Here is a 16,775-nt window from a genome sequence, read left to right as displayed (position 1 = left end):
GCCTATGAACATCGACACGGGAGCACGTCAGGTGAAACCCCTGCTACTCAATTGCGACATGGGCGAGAGTTACGGCAGCTGGCGCATGGGCCTGGATGCCGAGGTCATGCCCTACATCGACTGCGCCAACATCGCCTGCGGCTACCACGCCGGCGACCCAAGCATCATGCGCCGCACCGTGGCCATGGCGCTGGAGCACGGCGTGACCATCGGCGCGCACCCGGCCTACCCGGACCTGGTCGGCTTCGGCCGCCGCTCCATGGCCTGCAGCCCTGAAGAAATCCGCGACCTGCTGCATTACCAGATCGGTGCCCTGGACGGCATCTGCAAGGTGCTCGGCGGCCGCGTGGCATATGTGAAGCCCCACGGCGCGCTATACAACGACATGATGGCCGACCCGCTCAAGCTGCGCACCGTGCTGGAAACCGTGGCGGCCTATGGCAGTGGCCTGCCGCTGATGCTCATGGCCACTGCCGACAACCGCGCGGCCCAGGCTCTGGGCGATGAAATCGGCGTGCCGCTGTGGTTCGAGGCCTTCGCCGACCGCGCCTACACCGCCAGCGGCCACCTGGTCTCGCGGCGCCTGCCGGGCGCGGTGCACCATGACCCGGCATTGGTAGTCGAACAGGCCCTGCGCCTGGCCCGCGGCGAAACACTGGTGGCGGATGACGGCAGCGCGTTGCAGCTTGCCGCCAGCACCCTCTGCGTGCATGGCGACAACGACAGCTCGGTGGCAGCCGTGCGGCAGATCCGCCAGGCCCTCGATGCGCTGGAGGCGCGATGAAGCTGCGTATCGAAGTCGTGGCCATCGACAGCTTTATGGTGCGCCTGTTCGACCGTATCGACGAAGCCAACATGCCGTGGATGCTCGCCGCCAGCCAGCGCCTGAGCGCGGCGTTCGGCGAGCACTTGGTCGATCTGGTGCCGTCCTACACCACGCTGATGGTGCAGTTCGATCTGCCACCGGGTGAGGCGAGGGCGTTGATCACCCAGGCGCTGGATGGCTTGCAGCCGGACACCGGCAGCGGTGGCCGGCGCCATGATATTCCGGTGTGGTACCACGCCAGCGTCGGCCCGGAACTGCCTGCGCTCGCAGCGCGCAGCGGGCTGAGCGAAGCCGAGGTGATCCGCCTGCACAGCGAGCGTGAATACCCGGTGTTTGCCCTTGGTTTCGCCCCCGGTTTCGGCTTCATGGGGCTGGTGGACGAACGCCTGGCCAGCCCGCGTCTGAGCACCCCGCGCAAGCGCGTGGCGGCCGGCAGCGTCGGCATCGCCGAACGCCAGACTGCGGCTTACCCCGCAGTGTCGCCGGGTGGCTGGAACCTGATCGGGCGCACGCCTGTACGGCTGTTCGACCGCGAACGCGAGGGCTACAGCCTTCTGCAACCGGGTGACCGGGTACGCTTTGTGGCGGTATCGCGTGACGAGTACCTGGCTTTGGGCGGCGATGTGGAGGCGCAAGGATGAAGCAGTTGAAGATCGAGGCCAGTACTGCCCTGTGCCAGTTGCAGGACGCCGGGCGCTTTGGCGTGCGGCACCTGGGCGTGACCCAGGGTGGGGCGCTGGATTGGGTGGCGATGCACTGGGCCAACTGGCTGCTGAGCAACCCGCTGGGGGCGCCGGTGGTCGAAGTGGCGCTGGGTGGTTTTGCGCTGGTGGCCGAGCAGGATTGCGTGCTGGCGCTGGCCGGGGCTGACCTGGAGGCGCAGGTGGATGATCAGCCACTGCTACCGTGGCGCAGCTTCATTCTGGCTAAAGGGCAGCGCTTGACCCTGAAGCAGCCAAAGCAAGGTGTGCGGGCGTATCTGGCAGCTCCGGGCGGGTTTGTCGGTGAGGATGTGTTGGGCAGCTGTGCCACGGTCGTGCGTGAGGAACTGGGGGGCATCGATGGGCGAGGATCAGCCCTGCGGAAAGGGCAGGTGCTCTCTTTTGCCGGTGGTTCGCCAGCCTTGCGCGAAGTCCCGGTAACCATGCGCCCGAGTTATGCGGCCAAGCCGGTGCTCGACCTGGTGATGGGTGCGCAGATTGGCGATTTTAGCGGGACCAGCCTGTTCGAGGCGTTCAACCGTGACTGGACGCTGGATAGCCGGGCTGACCGCATGGGTATCCGTTTGCTGGGAGCGGAGCTGGTCTACCAGGGCGCGCCGATGATTTCCGAAGGGATTCCGTTGGGGGCAGTTCAAGTGCCGCCGGACGGGCAACCGATCGTGCTGCTCAATGACCGGCAGACTATTGGCGGCTATCCGCGGCTGGGAGCGTTGACGCCGTTGGCGTTGGCGCAGCTGGCGCAGTGCATGCCGGGGGCGGTAGTGCGGTTCAGGGCGGTGGTGCAGGACGAGGCCTGGCGGGAGCAGCAGGTTTACCTGGGGCGCTGGTTGTAAGGCCATCGGCCCTTTCGCGGGACAAGTCCGCTCCTACAGAATCCGCGCAATTCCTGACATCGCGCGGTTTCTGTAGGAGCGGGCTTGTCCCGCGAAAGGGCCGGCACAGGAAAAATCACTTGGACAGGTACCGCATCCCTTCCTCCAACCCCTGCAAGGTCAGCGGATACATCTTGTCCTCGATCAAATCCCGCACCAGGTGGGTCGACGCGGTGTAGTCCCAGGCCTGCTTCGGATATGGATTGATCCAGATGATCTTCCTGAATTTCTCCATGAAGCGCTGCATCCACACATACCCGGCCTCTTCGTTCCAGTGCTCGACGCTACCCCCCGGCTGGGTGATCTCGTACGGCGCCATGGCCGCATCGCCGACGAACACTACCTTGTAGTCGTCGCCGTACTTGTGCAGCAGGTCGAAGGTGGAGAAGCGCTCCGAGGTACGGCGCAGGTTGTTCTTCCACACCGACTCGTACACAAAGTTGTGGAAGTAGTAGTACTCCAGGTGCTTGAACTCGGTCTTGCAGGCCGAGAACAACTCTTCGCAGACCTTGACGTGGGCGTCCATCGAACCGCCGATGTCGAACAGCAACAGCAGCTTCACCGTGTTGCGCCGTTCCGGGCGCATCTGGATGTTCAGCAGGCCGGCGTCACGCGCGGTGTGGTCGATGGTGCCGTCGATGTCGAGCTCTTCGGCGGCGCCTTCGCGGGCGAACTTGCGCAGCCGGCGCAGGGCCAGCTTGATGTTGCGCGTGCCCAGTTCGACCTGGTCGTCGAGGTTCTTGTACTCGCGCTGGTCCCAGACTTTTACCGCCTTGCCCTGGCGCTTGCCGGCCTCGCCGACGCGGATGCCTTCAGGGTTGAAGCCGCCCGAGCCGAACGGGCTGGTGCCGCCGGTGCCGATCCACTTGTTGCCACCGGCGTGGCGTTCCTTCTGCTCTTCCAGGCGCTTCTTGAATTCCTCGATGAGTTTGTCCAGGCCGCCGAGCGACTGGATCTGCGCGCGTTCCTCGTCGGTGAGCGAGCGTTCGAACTCCTTGCGCAGCCATTCATCGGGGATCAGCGCCTCGATGTGCCGGTCGAGGTTTTCCAAGCCTTTGAAATAGGCGGCGAAGGCGCGGTCGAACTTGTCGAAGTGGCGCTCGTCCTTCACCAGGATGGCGCGGGCGAGGTAGTAGAAGGCGTCCATGTCGGCGAACACCACGCCTTTTTGCAGGGCATGGTGCAGGTCGAGCAGCTCGCGCACCGAAACCGGCACCTTGGCCGCGCGCATTTCATTGAACAGGTTGAGCAGCATGGCCCGGCTCCTGTCAGCGGTTGCCGCGCCGGCTCATGAAGGCCAGGCGCTCGAGCAGTTGCACGTCCTGCTCGTTCTTCACCAGGGCGCCTGCCAGCGGCGGAATGGCCTTGGTCGGGTCACGTTCACGCAGCACGGCTTCGCCGATGTTGTCGGCCATCAGCAGCTTGAGCCAGTCGACCAGCTCGGAGGTGGATGGCTTTTTCTTCAGGCCCGGTACCTTGCGCACGTCGAAGAACACGTCCAGCGCCTCGCTGACCAGCGACTGGCTGATGTTCGGATAGTGCACATCGACGATCTGCTGCAGAGTGCCGCGGTCAGGGAAGGCGATGTAGTGGAAGAAGCAGCGGCGCAGGAAGGCGTCGGGCAGCTCTTTTTCGTTGTTGGAGGTAATGATGATGATCGGGCGCTGCCTGGCCTTGATGGTCTCGTCGATTTCGTAGACGTAGAACTCCATCTTGTCGAGTTCCTGCAGCAGGTCGTTGGGGAACTCGATGTCGGCCTTGTCGATTTCGTCGATCAGCAGGATCACCCGCTCATCGGCCTCGAAGGCCTCCCACAGCTTGCCTTTCTTCAGGTAGTTGCGCACGTCGTGGACCTTGTCCACGCCCAGCTGCGAGTCGCGCAGACGGCTGACCGCGTCATACTCGTAGAGACCCTGGTGGGCCTTGGTGGTGGACTTGATGTGCCAGGTGATCAGGCGTGCGCCGAACGAGGCCGCGAGCTGCTCGGCGAGCATGGTCTTGCCGGTGCCGGGCTCGCCCTTGACCAGCAGCGGGCGTTCGAGGGTGATGGCCGCGTTGACCGCCAGCTTCAGGTCGTCTGTGGCGACGTAGTCGCGGGTGCCTTCGAACTTCATGAGTCTGTCCTCTGCGGGGTGCCTATAGTTTGCCAACGACTATAACGCGGGCCCAGGCAGCTGGAAACGCAGACCGGGTATTCAGTCCCTGAATGGCCCGTCACAAAGATTCAGTCAGACTTGGGCGGAGGCTGTTCATAGCGCGCGTTGAACGCCTGGATGAAGCCATTGCGCAGGATCTGCAAAAACGCCTCGAAGGCACTGATGTTCTGCTTGTGTACGCTGCCGCTGAGCTCGACGCGGGTGGCAAACTGGTTTTTCGGCTGGTTCTTCAACACCGTTTCGGTGGCCCCCACTACGGCTTCCCAAACTGAGCGAAAGAAGCCTTTGTCCTTTTCCTCTACATCCTGCTGCCAGTCGAACACATCCACATCCCGCAGTAACGGCTTGATGTAGCCATGCAGCCGGCCATCTTCGGCCTGAGCCTCGATCACCACATCGCCATGCCCCGCATTGAAGTCGAACTTGCCGTATGCGCTGGCGAAGTCATTGAGCTTGCGCAGTTCGATGCCTGTGGCGCGCAAGCGAAACTCGAAATCGTCGAAATCACTGAACGGGTCGAAAGTCGCCCGGCTTTCCACCTTGGCATCGCCTGCGATCAGCGCGACACCTTCGAAACTGGCATCGCGTCGGCCCTTTTCATCGCGTACGTTAGTCAGATTGCGGATGCTGGCATCCAGCTGCGTGGCCTTGAGGTCCACTGGTGGCTTGGAGTTGAAGTTGCGAAAGGTCAGCGTGCCTTTTTCGATCTGCACTTCGTTGAGGGTGATCGGCAGCAGTTTTTCCAGTTGCTGGCGCCAGTCGGTCCCCCGGCCGGTCTGCGAGGCCTGCTTGCTGCCGCCGTCGACGAAGTTGAGCTCGGGACGCTGGAAAGTCACCTTGGCCACCACGGCCTTGTCGTAGATCAGCGAATGCCAGCTCACCGACAGGTCGATCAGCGGCGCATCCAGCAACGGCACCGGTACCTTGCCGGTGGTCTTGACGATCTTCAGCCCGTTGATCTGGTAGGCACCTCGCCACCAGGCCAGGTCAACGTCGGCCACCTGGCCGCGGTACTCGCCCATGTGGGCAAGCTTGTCGTTCAGGTAGTCGCGCACCAGGTAGGGCAGGGCCACCTGCAGTGCCACCAGCAGCACGATCAGGCTGGCCAGGCCAATCATCGGCCAGCGATAGCGAGCTTTCATCGCAAGGCTCTCCGCAGCGGGTTGCACGGTTGACCGCAGGCAAAGCCCGGGAGTTCGAACAGGCTTTACTGGCCACCGGGGCGGGCTTACCCTTTAAGTCTTTCCCTGCTGTTTCTCAAGTTCAAGGACCCTGCCATGAGCCGTATCTTTGCAGACAACGCCCACTCCATCGGCAACACGCCGCTGGTGCAGATCAACCGCATCGCCCCGCGTGGGGTGACCATTCTGGCCAAGATCGAAGGGCGCAACCCGGGCTACTCGGTCAAGTGCCGGATCGGCGCGAACATGGTCTGGGACGCCGAGAGCAGCGGCAAACTCAAGCCGGGCATGACCATCGTCGAGCCGACTTCGGGCAACACCGGTATCGGCCTGGCGTTCGTTGCCGCCGCCCGTGGCTACAAGCTGATCCTGACCATGCCGGCCTCGATGAGCCTGGAGCGCCGCAAGGTGCTCAAGGCGCTGGGCGCAGAGCTGGTGCTGACCGAGCCGGCCAAGGGCATGAAGGGCGCCATCGAGAAGGCCAACGAAATCGTGGCCTCCGACCCGGCCCAGTACTTCCTGCCGGGCCAGTTCGAGAACCCGGCCAATCCGGCGATCCACGAGAAGACCACCGGGCCTGAAATCTGGAACGACACCGACGGCGCGGTCGACGTGCTGGTTGCCGGTGTTGGCACCGGCGGCACCATTACCGGCGTGTCGCGCTACATCAAGCACACCCAGGGCAAGTCGATCCTGTCGGTGGCGGTCGAGCCGGTGGCTTCGCCGCTGATCAGCCAGACCCTGGCCGGTGAAGAACTCAAGCCCAGCCCGCACAAGATCCAGGGCATTGGCGCCGGTTTCGTGCCGAAAAACCTCGACCTGTCGATTGTCGACCAGGTCGAGACCGTGACCGACGAAGAGTCCAAGGCCATGGCCATTCGCCTGATGCAGGAAGAAGGCATCCTCTGCGGTATTTCCTGTGGTGCAGCCATGGCCGCAGCCGTGCGCCTGGCCGAGAAGCCGGAAATGCAAGGTAAGACCATCGTCGTAATCCTGCCCGACTCGGGCGAGCGTTATCTGTCCAGCATGCTGTTCAGCGACCTGTTCAGCGAGCAGGAAAACCAGCAGTAATCCGCCCGGCCGCTGATCCGGCGCAACATTCGGCGGCCTGGTTTATTGCAAAATCTTCATGAGTGAGATCCCGCCCTGGTTGTTTTTACCGGGGCGGGATGGGTTTATGATGGCCGGATGATTTTTCTGGGAGCAGGCAGCGCTGGCCTGCTTCCACTCCAAGGAGTGTTGCATGACCTTTTCCTTCCTCGCCAAGGCCGGTGTCCTGCTGGTGTTCTTCGGCAGCGTGCTTTACGTGCACCTGCGCGGCAAGGCACGTTTGCCGGTACTGCGCCAGTTCGTCAACCATTCGGCGCTGTTTGCACCTTATAACAGCCTGATGTACCTGTTCTCCGGCGTGCCGTCCAAGCCTTACCTGGACCGCCAGCGCTTCCCTGAACTGGACGTGCTCAAGGACAACTGGCAGGTGATTCGCGAGGAGGCCATGCGCCTGTTCGACGAGGGGTACATTCGTGCCGCAGAAAAGGACAACGACGCCGGCTTCGGTTCGTTCTTCAAGAAAGGCTGGAAGCGCTTCTACCTGAAGTGGTACGACAAGCCGCTGCCGTCTGCCGAAGCCCTCTGCCCGAAAACCGTCGAACTGGTCAGCAGCATTCCCAATGTAAAGGGTGCGATGTTTGCCCTGCTGCCCGGTGGCAGCCACCTGAACCCGCACCGCGACCCGTTTGCCGGTTCGCTGCGCTACCACCTGGGCCTGTCGACCCCCAACTCCGACGCCTGCCGCATCTACGTCGACGGCGAGGAATACGCCTGGCGTGACGGCGAGGACGTGATGTTCGACGAGACCTACGTGCACTGGGTCAAGAACGAAACCGACGTGACCCGGGTAATCCTGTTCTGCGACATCGAGCGGCCGTTGAGCAGCCCGCTGATGACCCGTATCAACCGCAAGGTCAGTGCCTTCCTCGGCCGCGCGACCGCGCCGCAGAACACCGATGACGAGCGGGTGGGCGGGATCAACCAGGCGTATGCCTGGAGCAAGCGTTTCAGCAACAAGATCAGCAGCCGCATGAAGCAGTTCAAGCGTGCCAACCCCAAGGCCTACCGCATCCTGCGGCCGGTGCTGGCGGTGGTGGTGGCTTACTTCCTGTACCGCTGGTTGTTCTGATAGCAGGGCCGGCCTCTTCGCGGGACAAGCCCGCTCATACAAGCGATAGGCGACCCCTGTAGGAGCGGGCTTGTCCCGCGAAAGGGCCGGAACAGGCTATTGCCGATCTTCAGATTCACCGCTATATTCCGAAACACTTATCTTCCCTGAAGACCCGATCATGCCAGCCATCCCTTCCACCACATGCTTTGCCATCGCGCCAGTCGCGGGCATGGTCGTGCGTGGCAGCCAGCAGCCGGCCATGATCAGTCACTACCCACCACCACCTGTCAGTGGCGTCGTAGGCGGCGTAGCTCCGCCTCCTTGCGTGGTCGTGCTGGGCTGATCGGCTTCTGGCCGCATCCCTTCGCACCCGCAACCTACTGAACACGGTCGGCACCTTCCCTCGCTGAAGTTCACGCCCGCCGTCTGGCTTATTCGCCTTATATCAGGTGGCACTACATGTCTGTCTTCAACAAAGCATCCGTGGCCTCGGCGGCCACCACCAGCCTGTTCGTCCTGCTCTGGAGCAGTGGCGCGATCGTTTCCAAACTCGGCCTGGCCCATGCCAGCCCCTTCGCCTTCCTGCTGCTGCGCTCGGCGCTGGCCCTGACCGGCCTGCTTCTGATCGGCCCGTTGCTGGGCCTGCGCTGGCCGCGTACATGGGGGGCGATCCTGCGTGCCCTGGGCACCGGCTGTGTGCTGCTTGGCGCCTACCAGATTTTCTACCTGCTGGCGCTCAACACCCACGTCACCCCCGGCGTGATGGCGACGGTGATGGGGGTGCAACCGATCCTCACGGTGGTGCTGATGGAGCGCCAGCGCTCCTGGAGCCGGCTGTTCGGCCTGGGCCTGGGGCTTGGCGGGCTGGTGATGGTGGTCTACCAGGGCATCAACCTCGGCGGGGTGTCGCTGCTCGGCATGCTGTTCGCCCTGCTGGCGCTGGCCAGCATGACCTTCGGCTCGATCCTGCAGAAGCGCATTATTGACAACCCGATGGGCACACTGCCGTTGCAGTACATCGCCGGCTTCGCCATGTGCGCCGTGTTCGCGCCGCTGCAACCGCTGCACGTGGAATGGACCGGCGGCTTCGTCGGTGCGCTGCTGTGGATGGGGCTGGTGGTGTCGCTGCTGGCGACCCTGCTGCTGTATCGGCTGATCGCCAAGGGTAACCTGGTCAATGTCACCAGCCTGTTCTACCTGGTGCCGGCAGTGACCGCGGTGATGGACTTGCTTATCTTCGGCAACCGCCTGGCGCCGTTGAGCCTGCTGGGCATGGGGCTGATCGTGGTCGGCCTGCTGTTCGTGTTCCGCAAGCCGGCGGCGCGGCTGGCCGAGGCGTAAGGCCTAGCGAAACTCTTCGGGGATGGCGTGGCGCAATACGCCTTCCTCGAAGTCCAGGGTGCCGGCTTCGCGCTGGGTCAGCAGGTAGTAGAGCAGGGTGTCGGCCGATTGCGTTGCCGGCACTTCGACTGCCAGCATCCTGACCGCCTTTTCCACCTCGCAGGTGCAGCCGAATTCGGTCAGGGCCGCGTGCACCTGCTCCAGGGTTTCCGGTGGCCTGACGACGACCCGGAACACCGACGCCCCGGCGCTCTGCTGCAGGGCATCGAACCAGGCCTGGTCACCCTCGTGGCGTATGCTGATGATGTCGCCGGGGGCGATACCGTAGACGTGGAAGGGGATGCTGTCGACCCGATAGCCCCCAGCAACTGCCTGTGTCCACAAGCCTTCCACCGAGGCTGGCGGGTAGCCGCTCGCGTCCTGTTCCAGGCGGAACAGCACCTTCTTGAATGTGTCGCTCATGGTCCGCATCGCCTCAAGTGCGCGCCGGGCGCAGTACCAGCCACAGCGCCAGGGCAATCAGCACACCGCCATACACATGGGCCATCGACAAGGGCTCGTCGAGCAGCCATGCCCCCCACAATACACCGAACACCGGGATCAGGAAGGTCACGGTGCTGGCCTTGACCGGGCCGATTTCGGCCAGCAGGCGGAAGTACAGGATATAGGCGAAGGCGGTGCACAGCAGACCCAGGCCCAGCAGCGACAGCCATACCTGCCAGCCGCCCCAGCTTGCCGGTGGTTGGGTCAGCGCGCTCCAGGCGAACAGCGGGCTCAGCATCAAGGTGGCGCCGAGCATGCTGCCCAAGGCTGACAGGCGGCTGTCCAGGCCGCTGATCCAGCGCCGAGCGAGGAAGCCGGCGAAGCCGTAGCAGGTGGTGGCCGCGAGGCAGGCCAGGGCACCTTGCACCAGGGCCATGTCCAGCGCGACGGGGCCGGCGCCGCTGAGAATGCCGACACCAAACAGGCCGAGGAAGATGCCGCCGAGCTTGGGCAAGGTCATGGTTTCGCGGAAGAACAACGCGCCAATCAGTACGCCCATCAGCGGTGTGGTGGCGTTGAAAATCGCCGAATAACCGGCGGGCAGCACTTGCGCGGCCACGGAGTAGAAGGTGGCCGGGATGCCCGAGTTGATCATGCCCAGTACCAGGCAGGCGCCGAGCTTGCCGTCGAAGTCCCAGCGCACCCGGCTGGCGGCGAGGATGGCGATCAGGCCCAGGCAGGCGATGGAAACGCGGAAGAATGCGGTAGGGACGGTGCCCAGCTCCGGGGCGATGATGCGCATGAACAGGAAGCTCGCCCCCCAGACAGCGGCAAGGGTCAGCAGGCGGGCTAGGGCGATGGGGCTCACAACGGTCTCCGGGTACAGGGCAGGGCGCGAGTGTACGTGACTCGCCTGGGTGATTCTTGTGCTTTCTTGCGCTGTAAACCTGTACTGGCCTCTTCGCGGGCTAAGCTCATAGCTCACCCAGCCCCGAGGTGTTGCGCATGACCCAGCATTGGCCCGCCGGCGAGATCGCGCGGATGATCCTCGACGGCTTCGACGACTACCGCGAGCACTTTCGCCGTATCACCCTCGGCGCCCGCGAGCGCTTCGAGCAGGCGCGCTGGCAGGACATCCAGCGGGCGTCGGCAGTGCGGATCAACCTGTATGAACAGAAAGTCGGCGAGGTCAACGCCTGGCTGCGCGACGGTTTCGACGAAGAGGTGCTGCTGGATGTGGAACAGTGGCCGCTGGTAAAAAACGCCTACATCCGCCTGATCGACCCACGGCTGGACGACGAGCTGGCGGAGACCTGGTACAACTCGCTGTTCTGCAGCCTGTTCAGCCATGACCAGATTAGCGACGGCTGCATGTTCATCCACACCACCCGGCCTTCGATCCGCACCCATGAGCGCGCTGCGCAGACCCGCACTTACACGCCCGGCGGTAGCCTCAAGGGGCTGCTGCGGGCCATTTTCGCTGACTATGCCTTTGCCTATGGCGATCTCGAAGGCGATGTGGCACGCCTTGAAGAACAACTGAAGGAGTGCCTGCCAGACTGGGTGTGCAAGGACCCGGCCCTGGCCGTGGAGCTGTTCGTGCCGGTGTTGTACCGCAACAAGGGCGCCTACCTGGTCGGCCGCCTGTACAACGCTGACGAGCAGTGGCCGCTGGCAATCGCACTGCTGCACCGGGAAGGCCATGGTATCGAGGCCGATGCGTTGATTACCGACGAGGCCGAAGTGTCGATCATCTTCTCGTTCACCCGCTCGTACTTCATGGCCGACGTGCCGGTGCCAGCGGAGTTCGTCAACTTCTTGAAACGCATCCTGCCGGGCAAGCACATTGCCGAGCTGTACACCTCGATCGGTTTCTACAAGCAAGGCAAGTCGGAGTTCTATCGCGCCCTGATCAACCACCTGGCCAGCAGCGACGACCGTTTCGTCATGGCCCCCGGGGTACGCGGCATGGTCATGAGCGTGTTTACCCTGCCGGGCTTCAATACCGTGTTCAAGATCATCAAGGATCGCTTCTCGCCGTCCAAGACCGTCGACCGCGCCACGGTGATCGACAAGTACCGGCTGGTGAAAAGCGTCGACCGGGTGGGGCGTATGGCCGATACCCAGGAGTTTGCCGATTTCCGCTTCCCGCGTGGCAAGTTCGAGCCCGAGTGCCTGGCCGAGTTGCTGGAAGTTGCGCCCTCGACCGTGGCGCTGGAAGGCGACACGGTGCTGGTCCGCCACTGCTGGACCGAGCGGCGCATGACCCCGCTCAACCTGTACTTGGAGCACGCCAGCGAAGGGCAGGTGCTCGAAGCGCTGGAGGACTACGGGCTGGCCATCAAGCAACTGGCGGCGGCGAACATCTTCCCGGGTGACATGCTGCTGAAGAACTTCGGCGTTACCCGGCATGGGCGGGTGGTGTTCTACGACTATGACGAGATCAGCTTCCTGACCGAGGTGAACTTCCGGCACATCCCGCCGCCGCGCTATCCGGAGGATGAGATGTCTGGCGAGCCGTGGTATTCGATCGGGCCGCACGATGTGTTCCCCGAAGAGTTCCCGCCGTTCCTGTTTGCCGATATCGGCCAGCGCCGGTTGTTTAGCCGCTTGCATGGCGAATTGTACGACGCGGACTACTGGAAGGGGCTGCAGGCGGCGATCCGCGAAGGCAAGGTGATCGATGTGTTTCCCTATCGGCGCAAGGGGCGGTAAAGCTGCTGTTCACATTTAGCTTTTCAGGCACTTCATCTCACTGAAATCGGTGCGCACCTTGGCCAGCCGTTCCTGCAGGAACTGCCGCTGCGCCGGGCTGCTCAAGTGCACCAGGTCCACAAGCAAGCTGCGCGCTTGCTGCTCGGTATTTTCGAACGCCGCTCGGTACTCCGGCGTCCACAGGCTTTCCTTGCGTTGCAGCAAGGTCGCCAGGCGCGGCTCGAAGCTTGCGTCTTTGCGCTGGTTCATGGCCAGCATCAGCTGTTGCTGCCAGTGCTGGCGGTTGGCGATCCACTGGCGGTTCTGGTCACCCAGCGCCTGCGACCAGGTCTGCACACGCTGGCGTTGAGGGGTATTGAGGTCGCCGAACCAGTTGTTCAGGCGTTTTTCCATGCGTTCGGCGCGTCGGGCGATTTGCTTGTCCAGTGGGGTGTCGACATAAGTCTTCTGCCTTTCACTAATGTCGTCGCGGAACGCATCGCGCATCTCGGCAACCTGCTTGTCGCTCATGCCGCGCAATAATTCAGTGGCGGACGGGGTGATCTCTTGCGCCACCCGGCCGATTGCCTGGCGGGCCTCGACCGTACGCTGCTGCAGGGCCTGGTCGGTCACCTGGTCCTCGGCGACCATGTCGCGTACCCGGTCGAGCCAGTCAAGGTAGCCTGGCAGCTGGGTCTTGCAGTGCCAGGCCAGGTGCTGCTTGAGCCGTTCGTCGAGCAATGCCTTCTGCTCTCGGTTCATGGCCAGGTAGTCGCCCAGCGACCACGGCACCAGGCGGTCGAGGTTGCGGTACGCGAGGTCGATGCGGCTGCAGGCCGCCAAGGTAAAGGCGAAGATGAGGGTGATGAGCAGGGCTTTGGACAGGCGTACAAGCATGTTCAGGTCCTTGCTGTGGCTGGCTGATCGGTAGACGCAAGGTGGGCGGCGCGGTTCCACCGAATCAGCGATCGGGCAGCGCGCTGGCTTCACGTGTAGAATAGTCGCCTTGTCTTGAGGAACATCGGAAATGGCTCTGCTTGGGCGTTACAACAGTTTGCAAATCGTGAAACACGTGGAATTCGGCCTGTACCTGGATGGCGGCTCCGACGGTGAGATCCTGCTGCCAGGGCGTTACATCCCGAAGAACGCCGAAACCGAGATCGACGACTGGCTGAACGTGTTCCTCTATCTGGATAGCGATGACAAGCTCATTGCCACCACCGAGAAGCCCAAGGTGCAGGTTGGCGAGTTCGCCAGCCTCAAGGTCAAGGACATCAACGGGGCCGGTATCTTCCTGGATTGGGGGCTGCCCAAGGACTTGCTGATGCCGTATTCCGAAGAAGCCCGGCAACTGAAAATCGGCGATTACTGCGTCGTGCATGTCTACCTGGACAAACGCACCCGCCGCATCACCGCCACTTCACGCCTGGACCGCTACCTGGACGTTACCCCGGCTCAATACCAGGTTGGCCAGCCCGTCGAATTGCTGGTGGCCGGTGAAACACCGATGGGCTTCAAAGCCATCATCAACAACCGCCACTGGGGCCTGATCCACAAGAACGAGGTGTTCAAATTCCTGCGTTCGGGCATGCACGTGGAAGGTTTCATCAAGGAAGTGCGCCATGACGGCAAGATCGCCCTGAGCCTGCAACCGGTCGGCAAGGCGCTTGGCGACGACCTGCAGGAGCGCATCATGGCGCGTCTGGAGGCCGAAGGTGGGATGCTGGCGGTGAGCGACAAGAGCGCCCCGGAAGTCATCAGCCAGATGTTCAACGTCAGCAAGGGCAACTTCAAGAAGGCCATTGGCGGGTTGTTCAAGCAAGGCCGCATCGTCATCCATGACGATCGCATCGAAAAGGCCTGATCAGGCCTGCACGAAGGTCCGGAAGTCCAGCTGCTCGCCACCTGGGCGGGTGTCGCGCAGCAGTGAGTCACGGTCGGCGCTCAGTGCCAGGCTGATGGTCGAGCGGCGCTTGCCGGGGTTGCGCACTTCCATCTGCTCCTGGTGAGCACGGAGGAAGTTGACCGGCACCTTCAGGTGCTGCAGCTCGTCGCTTTCCGGGGTGTGCAGCAACAGGTTGACCCAGTCGGGCTGGCCCTTGCGCAGCAGCGCCACCGGCACCTCGAACCACCACAGGTTGCGCTTGCGGTCGAGGATGGCGAACAGGGTGTTGGCGCTGGTCAGCACCGGGTTGGCCAAGGCCTGGTTGCGGCGGGCGATGGCGGTGGGTTTGTCGAGTTTCATGCAGGTTCCTGCGGGTTGACGCTTGATTAGGGCTGCATTGTGAGGGGTGGCACCCGGCCTAGCAAGGTTTGACGGCCCTTTCGCGGGGCAAGCCCGCTCCTACAGGAATTCCGCACATCCCGAGGCATGCGCTGTACCTGTAGGAGCGGGCTTGTCCCGCGAAAGGGCCAGTTGCCTCAACGACTGAGTGGCCTGCTCAACTCGGAGGTAGCCCCATCCACAGTGGTCACCGTCGCCGTAAAGCTCTTCAGCCCGCCGATATTCTCCAGCACCTGGGCAAACCGCGCCTGCCCCTGGTCATCACTGTTCACCAGCACGTCTCCCAGATATTGCTCAGCCTCGGTCCCCTCTGCCTGGGCATTGCCAAACACCTCGATGCGCAACAGGCTCGACACCGGCCCCTGCACCTCGCCCCGCAGCACATTGCCGTCCAGGGCAATCAGCCGTGGCGGTTGCTGGTTGTGGTTGGGCAGTGGCTGGCACGGCTTGGGCTCGCCCTTGGCATCACAGATGGTCGCCTGGTCCTGCTTCGGCAAATCCGCGCCGACGCCACGCGAGCCGACATACAAGGCATGGGCCTGGGCCGGCACGCCGAACACGATGGCGCCGGTGCGCTGGTTGGGCACGCACGAACCACCGGCCTCGCAGCGGCGGATGTCCTGGCTGTTGCCCCAGATGCGGTTGCCGCTCAGGCGTGTGGCGGTGACGTCAGGTTCCGGGCGCAGGGCCACGCCGATGCGGTTGCCGTGGATCAGGTTGCCGTCGAGGATGTTGCCTTCGCCGGTGACGCTGACGCCGATCGAGTTGCCGTTGAAGGTGTTGGCGCCGAGGTAGTTGCGCTTGCCCCAGTTGATCTGCAGGCCGTCGGAATAGTTCTCGAAGCGGTTGCGCACCACGCTGTTGTCATTGCCCAGCAAGATCTCGATGCCCTGGGACGGTTCGGGGTTGGCCGGGGTCGAGCGGAACAGGTTGTCGGCCACCAGGTTGAAGGCCGCGCCACGGGTCAGTTCCAGGCCATCGCCGTTGTCGATCAGCTGGTTGCGCAGCACCTTGTTGTTGACCGTGGTGGTGGCGGTCGGGTTGCCGGCACCGTCGTCGCCCGTGAGCATGATGCCGGCGCCGCCCTTGTTGGCGACGATGCGGTTGTCTTCGATGACATTACCGCTGGCGCGGTTGACCAGGATGCCGATGCAGAAGTTGCGCACCTCCAGGCCACTCAGGTGCACGCCTTGGGTGTCACGCAGTACCAGCCCGGGGTTGGTGGTGGTGCGCACGTTGGTGCCGAACTGGCCGGGCAGGGCGCCGGGGCAGGTGCGCACGCCCTGGTCCTTGATGTAGCCCGAGCCGTCAATGGCGATGTACTGGCCGTCACGGGCCCCGGGCAGGCCGGTGATCCGTACCGGGCCCTTGATTTCCGGCAGCGCGTGGGTTGGGCGAATCACGTAGGGCGGCTTACCCACCGCAGCGATCTCGATGCTGTAGTGGCCAGGGTTCTGGTTGCTGGTTTCGATGGCCCAGCGCAGGGTGCCGGGTTGGCCATCGTCGACATAGCGCTCGACCTTCAGGGTTTCGCTGGCCGGTGCGGCAGCCAGGGCAGGCAAGGGCAACAACGGCAAGAAAGCCGCAAGCAGGGGCATCAGACGCATGGGGCAAATATCCGGAAACTGTTGTTTTTATACGCAGGTTGGCTGCGATTTTAGGGCAGCCGTCTGGCCTTGAGCAGTGAGGTAGACCTATTCGGTGCGGTATTCGCCCGCTGATTCGCCGTTCGGCTTGGGCCAGGCAAATTGATTGAAACTCTTTCGCAAGGCCCCCGGTCCACCGACTGTCGACACGGTCCACGTGTCTCCATTTGCAGGAGATTTGCCATGAGCGGCACTAAAGACAAAGCGAAAGGCCTGGCCAACGAAGCAATTGGTAACGTTAAACAGGGCGTCGGCAAGGTGACCGATAACGACAAGCTGCGGGCAGAAGGCAAAGCCCAGGAACTCAAGGGCGAAGCCCAGCAGATCAAGGGCAATGTGAAGGATGCGGTGAAGAAGCCTTGATGTGAAACGGCCTGTTCCTGCCTCTTCCCAGGGCAGGAACAGGTTC

Annotated in this window: 18 protein-coding genes; 10 read left to right on the top strand and 8 right to left on the bottom strand. The window is 63.2% G+C overall.

Annotation, left to right across the window (positions count from 1 at the left end):
- The first annotated feature begins 4 nt into the window (after positions 1–4).
- From C2H86_RS04900 to C2H86_RS04890, 3 genes are read left to right on the top strand one after another with little or no spacing between them, the layout of a single operon-like run.
- Positions 5–784, top strand: coding sequence for a 5-oxoprolinase subunit PxpA (locus C2H86_RS04900; protein ID WP_159411659.1), 780 nt, complete (start codon positions 5–7; stop codon positions 782–784).
- Positions 781–1,467 (top strand): 5-oxoprolinase subunit PxpB, encoded by a 687-nt coding sequence (gene pxpB, locus C2H86_RS04895; RefSeq protein ID WP_159411658.1) that lies wholly within the window; start codon positions 781–783, stop codon positions 1,465–1,467. Before C2H86_RS04900 ends, pxpB begins: the two co-directional genes overlap by 4 nt.
- Positions 1,464–2,381 (top strand): biotin-dependent carboxyltransferase family protein, encoded by a 918-nt coding sequence (locus tag C2H86_RS04890; protein ID WP_159411657.1) that lies wholly within the window; start codon positions 1,464–1,466, stop codon positions 2,379–2,381. Before pxpB ends, C2H86_RS04890 begins: the two co-directional genes overlap by 4 nt.
- Before the next feature lie 115 nt (positions 2,382–2,496).
- Here the strand turns inward: C2H86_RS04890 and C2H86_RS04885 are convergent, their stop codons facing one another.
- The 3 genes from C2H86_RS04885 to C2H86_RS04875 all read right to left on the bottom strand — a co-directional run bounded on the left by C2H86_RS04885 (position 2,497) and on the right by C2H86_RS04875 (position 5,718).
- Entirely contained in the window at positions 2,497–3,675 is a 1,179-nt protein-coding gene (locus C2H86_RS04885) for a vWA domain-containing protein (protein ID WP_159411656.1), read from the bottom strand.
- 13 nt (positions 3,676–3,688) lie between these two features.
- On the bottom strand, positions 3,689–4,534 hold the full coding sequence (locus C2H86_RS04880; protein WP_159411655.1) for an AAA family ATPase: 846 nt from the start codon (positions 4,532–4,534) through the stop codon (positions 3,689–3,691).
- Positions 4,535–4,644: 110 nt separating this feature from the next.
- Positions 4,645–5,718 carry a DUF748 domain-containing protein gene (locus tag C2H86_RS04875; protein ID WP_159411654.1) on the bottom strand — a complete coding sequence of 358 codons (1,074 nt, stop codon included), beginning with the start codon at positions 5,716–5,718 and terminating at the stop codon, positions 4,645–4,647.
- Positions 5,719–5,853: 135 nt separating this feature from the next.
- Between C2H86_RS04875 and cysK the strand changes: the two genes are divergently transcribed.
- The 4 genes from cysK to C2H86_RS04860 all read left to right on the top strand — a co-directional run bounded on the left by cysK (position 5,854) and on the right by C2H86_RS04860 (position 9,259).
- Positions 5,854–6,828, top strand: coding sequence for a cysteine synthase A (cysK, locus tag C2H86_RS04870; RefSeq protein ID WP_079229278.1), 975 nt, complete (start codon positions 5,854–5,856; stop codon positions 6,826–6,828).
- A 172-nt stretch (positions 6,829–7,000) separates the two neighbouring features.
- Positions 7,001–7,936, top strand: a complete 936-nt coding sequence (locus C2H86_RS04865; RefSeq protein WP_159411653.1) for an aspartyl/asparaginyl beta-hydroxylase domain-containing protein — start codon at positions 7,001–7,003, stop codon at positions 7,934–7,936.
- Positions 7,937–8,096: 160 nt separating this feature from the next.
- The gene (locus C2H86_RS28165; protein WP_240349685.1) at positions 8,097–8,261 is read left to right on the top strand and encodes a hypothetical protein; all 165 of its coding nucleotides are present in this window, start codon (positions 8,097–8,099) and stop codon (positions 8,259–8,261) included.
- A 116-nt stretch (positions 8,262–8,377) separates the two neighbouring features.
- Positions 8,378–9,259 carry a DMT family transporter gene (locus C2H86_RS04860; RefSeq protein ID WP_159411652.1) on the top strand — a complete coding sequence of 294 codons (882 nt, stop codon included), beginning with the start codon at positions 8,378–8,380 and terminating at the stop codon, positions 9,257–9,259.
- A 3-nt stretch (positions 9,260–9,262) separates the two neighbouring features.
- Here C2H86_RS04860 and C2H86_RS04855 read toward each other — a convergent pair whose 3' ends face one another.
- Together C2H86_RS04855 and C2H86_RS04850 are read right to left on the bottom strand one after the other, a co-directional pair.
- Complete coding sequence (locus C2H86_RS04855) at positions 9,263–9,721, bottom strand: DUF4265 domain-containing protein (protein WP_159411651.1); 459 nt, start codon at positions 9,719–9,721, stop codon at positions 9,263–9,265.
- Positions 9,722–9,734: 13 nt separating this feature from the next.
- On the bottom strand, positions 9,735–10,610 hold the full coding sequence (locus C2H86_RS04850) for a DMT family transporter (RefSeq protein WP_159411650.1): 876 nt from the start codon (positions 10,608–10,610) through the stop codon (positions 9,735–9,737).
- Positions 10,611–10,747: 137 nt separating this feature from the next.
- Here C2H86_RS04850 and aceK point away from each other — a divergent pair, with 137 nt between their 5' ends.
- Positions 10,748–12,457: a bifunctional isocitrate dehydrogenase kinase/phosphatase gene (aceK, locus tag C2H86_RS04845; protein WP_159411649.1), complete on the top strand. Its 1,710-nt coding sequence runs from the start codon at positions 10,748–10,750 to the stop codon at positions 12,455–12,457.
- Positions 12,458–12,472: 15 nt separating this feature from the next.
- Here the strand turns inward: aceK and C2H86_RS04840 are convergent, their stop codons facing one another.
- Positions 12,473–13,333, bottom strand: coding sequence for a DUF6279 family lipoprotein (locus C2H86_RS04840; protein ID WP_159411648.1), 861 nt, complete (start codon positions 13,331–13,333; stop codon positions 12,473–12,475).
- Between the two features lie 130 nt (positions 13,334–13,463).
- Here C2H86_RS04840 and C2H86_RS04835 point away from each other — a divergent pair, with 130 nt between their 5' ends.
- Entirely contained in the window at positions 13,464–14,300 is an 837-nt protein-coding gene (locus tag C2H86_RS04835; RefSeq protein WP_159411647.1) for a CvfB family protein, read from the top strand.
- Here the strand turns inward: C2H86_RS04835 and C2H86_RS04830 are convergent, their stop codons facing one another.
- Together C2H86_RS04830 and C2H86_RS04825 are read right to left on the bottom strand one after the other, a co-directional pair.
- Positions 14,301–14,681, bottom strand: a complete 381-nt coding sequence (locus C2H86_RS04830) for a hypothetical protein (RefSeq protein ID WP_099815538.1) — start codon at positions 14,679–14,681, stop codon at positions 14,301–14,303.
- 176 nt (positions 14,682–14,857) lie between these two features.
- Positions 14,858–16,327, bottom strand: a complete 1,470-nt coding sequence (locus tag C2H86_RS04825) for a right-handed parallel beta-helix repeat-containing protein (RefSeq protein ID WP_159411646.1) — start codon at positions 16,325–16,327, stop codon at positions 14,858–14,860.
- Between the two features lie 222 nt (positions 16,328–16,549).
- Here C2H86_RS04825 and C2H86_RS04820 point away from each other — a divergent pair, with 222 nt between their 5' ends.
- Complete coding sequence (locus tag C2H86_RS04820; protein WP_003254639.1) at positions 16,550–16,729, top strand: CsbD family protein; 180 nt, start codon at positions 16,550–16,552, stop codon at positions 16,727–16,729.
- Positions 16,730–16,775 lie beyond the last annotated feature (46 nt).

The organism is Pseudomonas putida (genome assembly GCF_009883635.2).
Lineage (GTDB): Bacteria > Pseudomonadota > Gammaproteobacteria > Pseudomonadales > Pseudomonadaceae > Aquipseudomonas > Aquipseudomonas putida_W.
This window is presented reverse-complemented; position numbering and strand designations above follow the sequence as displayed.

What these genes read in the sequence shown, in the direction of transcription:
- C2H86_RS04900 (WP_159411659.1), top strand. Translation starts at nt 5, where the DNA reads ATGAACATCGACACGGGAGCACGTCAGGTGAAACCCCTGCTACTCAAT.
- pxpB (WP_159411658.1), top strand. Translation starts at nt 781, where the DNA reads ATGAAGCTGCGTATCGAAGTCGTGGCCATCGACAGCTTTATGGTGCGC.
- C2H86_RS04890 (WP_159411657.1), top strand. Translation starts at nt 1,464, where the DNA reads ATGAAGCAGTTGAAGATCGAGGCCAGTACTGCCCTGTGCCAGTTGCAG.
- C2H86_RS04885 (WP_159411656.1), bottom strand. Translation starts at nt 3,675, where the DNA reads ATGCTGCTCAACCTGTTCAATGAAATGCGCGCGGCCAAGGTGCCGGTT.
- C2H86_RS04880 (WP_159411655.1), bottom strand. Translation starts at nt 4,534, where the DNA reads ATGAAGTTCGAAGGCACCCGCGACTACGTCGCCACAGACGACCTGAAG.
- C2H86_RS04875 (WP_159411654.1), bottom strand. Translation starts at nt 5,718, where the DNA reads ATGAAAGCTCGCTATCGCTGGCCGATGATTGGCCTGGCCAGCCTGATC.
- cysK (WP_079229278.1), top strand. Translation starts at nt 5,854, where the DNA reads ATGAGCCGTATCTTTGCAGACAACGCCCACTCCATCGGCAACACGCCG.
- C2H86_RS04865 (WP_159411653.1), top strand. Translation starts at nt 7,001, where the DNA reads ATGACCTTTTCCTTCCTCGCCAAGGCCGGTGTCCTGCTGGTGTTCTTC.
- C2H86_RS28165 (WP_240349685.1), top strand. Translation starts at nt 8,097, where the DNA reads ATGCCAGCCATCCCTTCCACCACATGCTTTGCCATCGCGCCAGTCGCG.
- C2H86_RS04860 (WP_159411652.1), top strand. Translation starts at nt 8,378, where the DNA reads ATGTCTGTCTTCAACAAAGCATCCGTGGCCTCGGCGGCCACCACCAGC.
- C2H86_RS04855 (WP_159411651.1), bottom strand. Translation starts at nt 9,721, where the DNA reads ATGAGCGACACATTCAAGAAGGTGCTGTTCCGCCTGGAACAGGACGCG.
- aceK (WP_159411649.1), top strand. Translation starts at nt 10,748, where the DNA reads ATGACCCAGCATTGGCCCGCCGGCGAGATCGCGCGGATGATCCTCGAC.
- C2H86_RS04840 (WP_159411648.1), bottom strand. Translation starts at nt 13,333, where the DNA reads ATGCTTGTACGCCTGTCCAAAGCCCTGCTCATCACCCTCATCTTCGCC.
- C2H86_RS04835 (WP_159411647.1), top strand. Translation starts at nt 13,464, where the DNA reads ATGGCTCTGCTTGGGCGTTACAACAGTTTGCAAATCGTGAAACACGTG.
- C2H86_RS04830 (WP_099815538.1), bottom strand. Translation starts at nt 14,681, where the DNA reads ATGAAACTCGACAAACCCACCGCCATCGCCCGCCGCAACCAGGCCTTG.
- C2H86_RS04825 (WP_159411646.1), bottom strand. Translation starts at nt 16,327, where the DNA reads ATGCGTCTGATGCCCCTGCTTGCGGCTTTCTTGCCGTTGTTGCCCTTG.
- C2H86_RS04820 (WP_003254639.1), top strand. Translation starts at nt 16,550, where the DNA reads ATGAGCGGCACTAAAGACAAAGCGAAAGGCCTGGCCAACGAAGCAATT.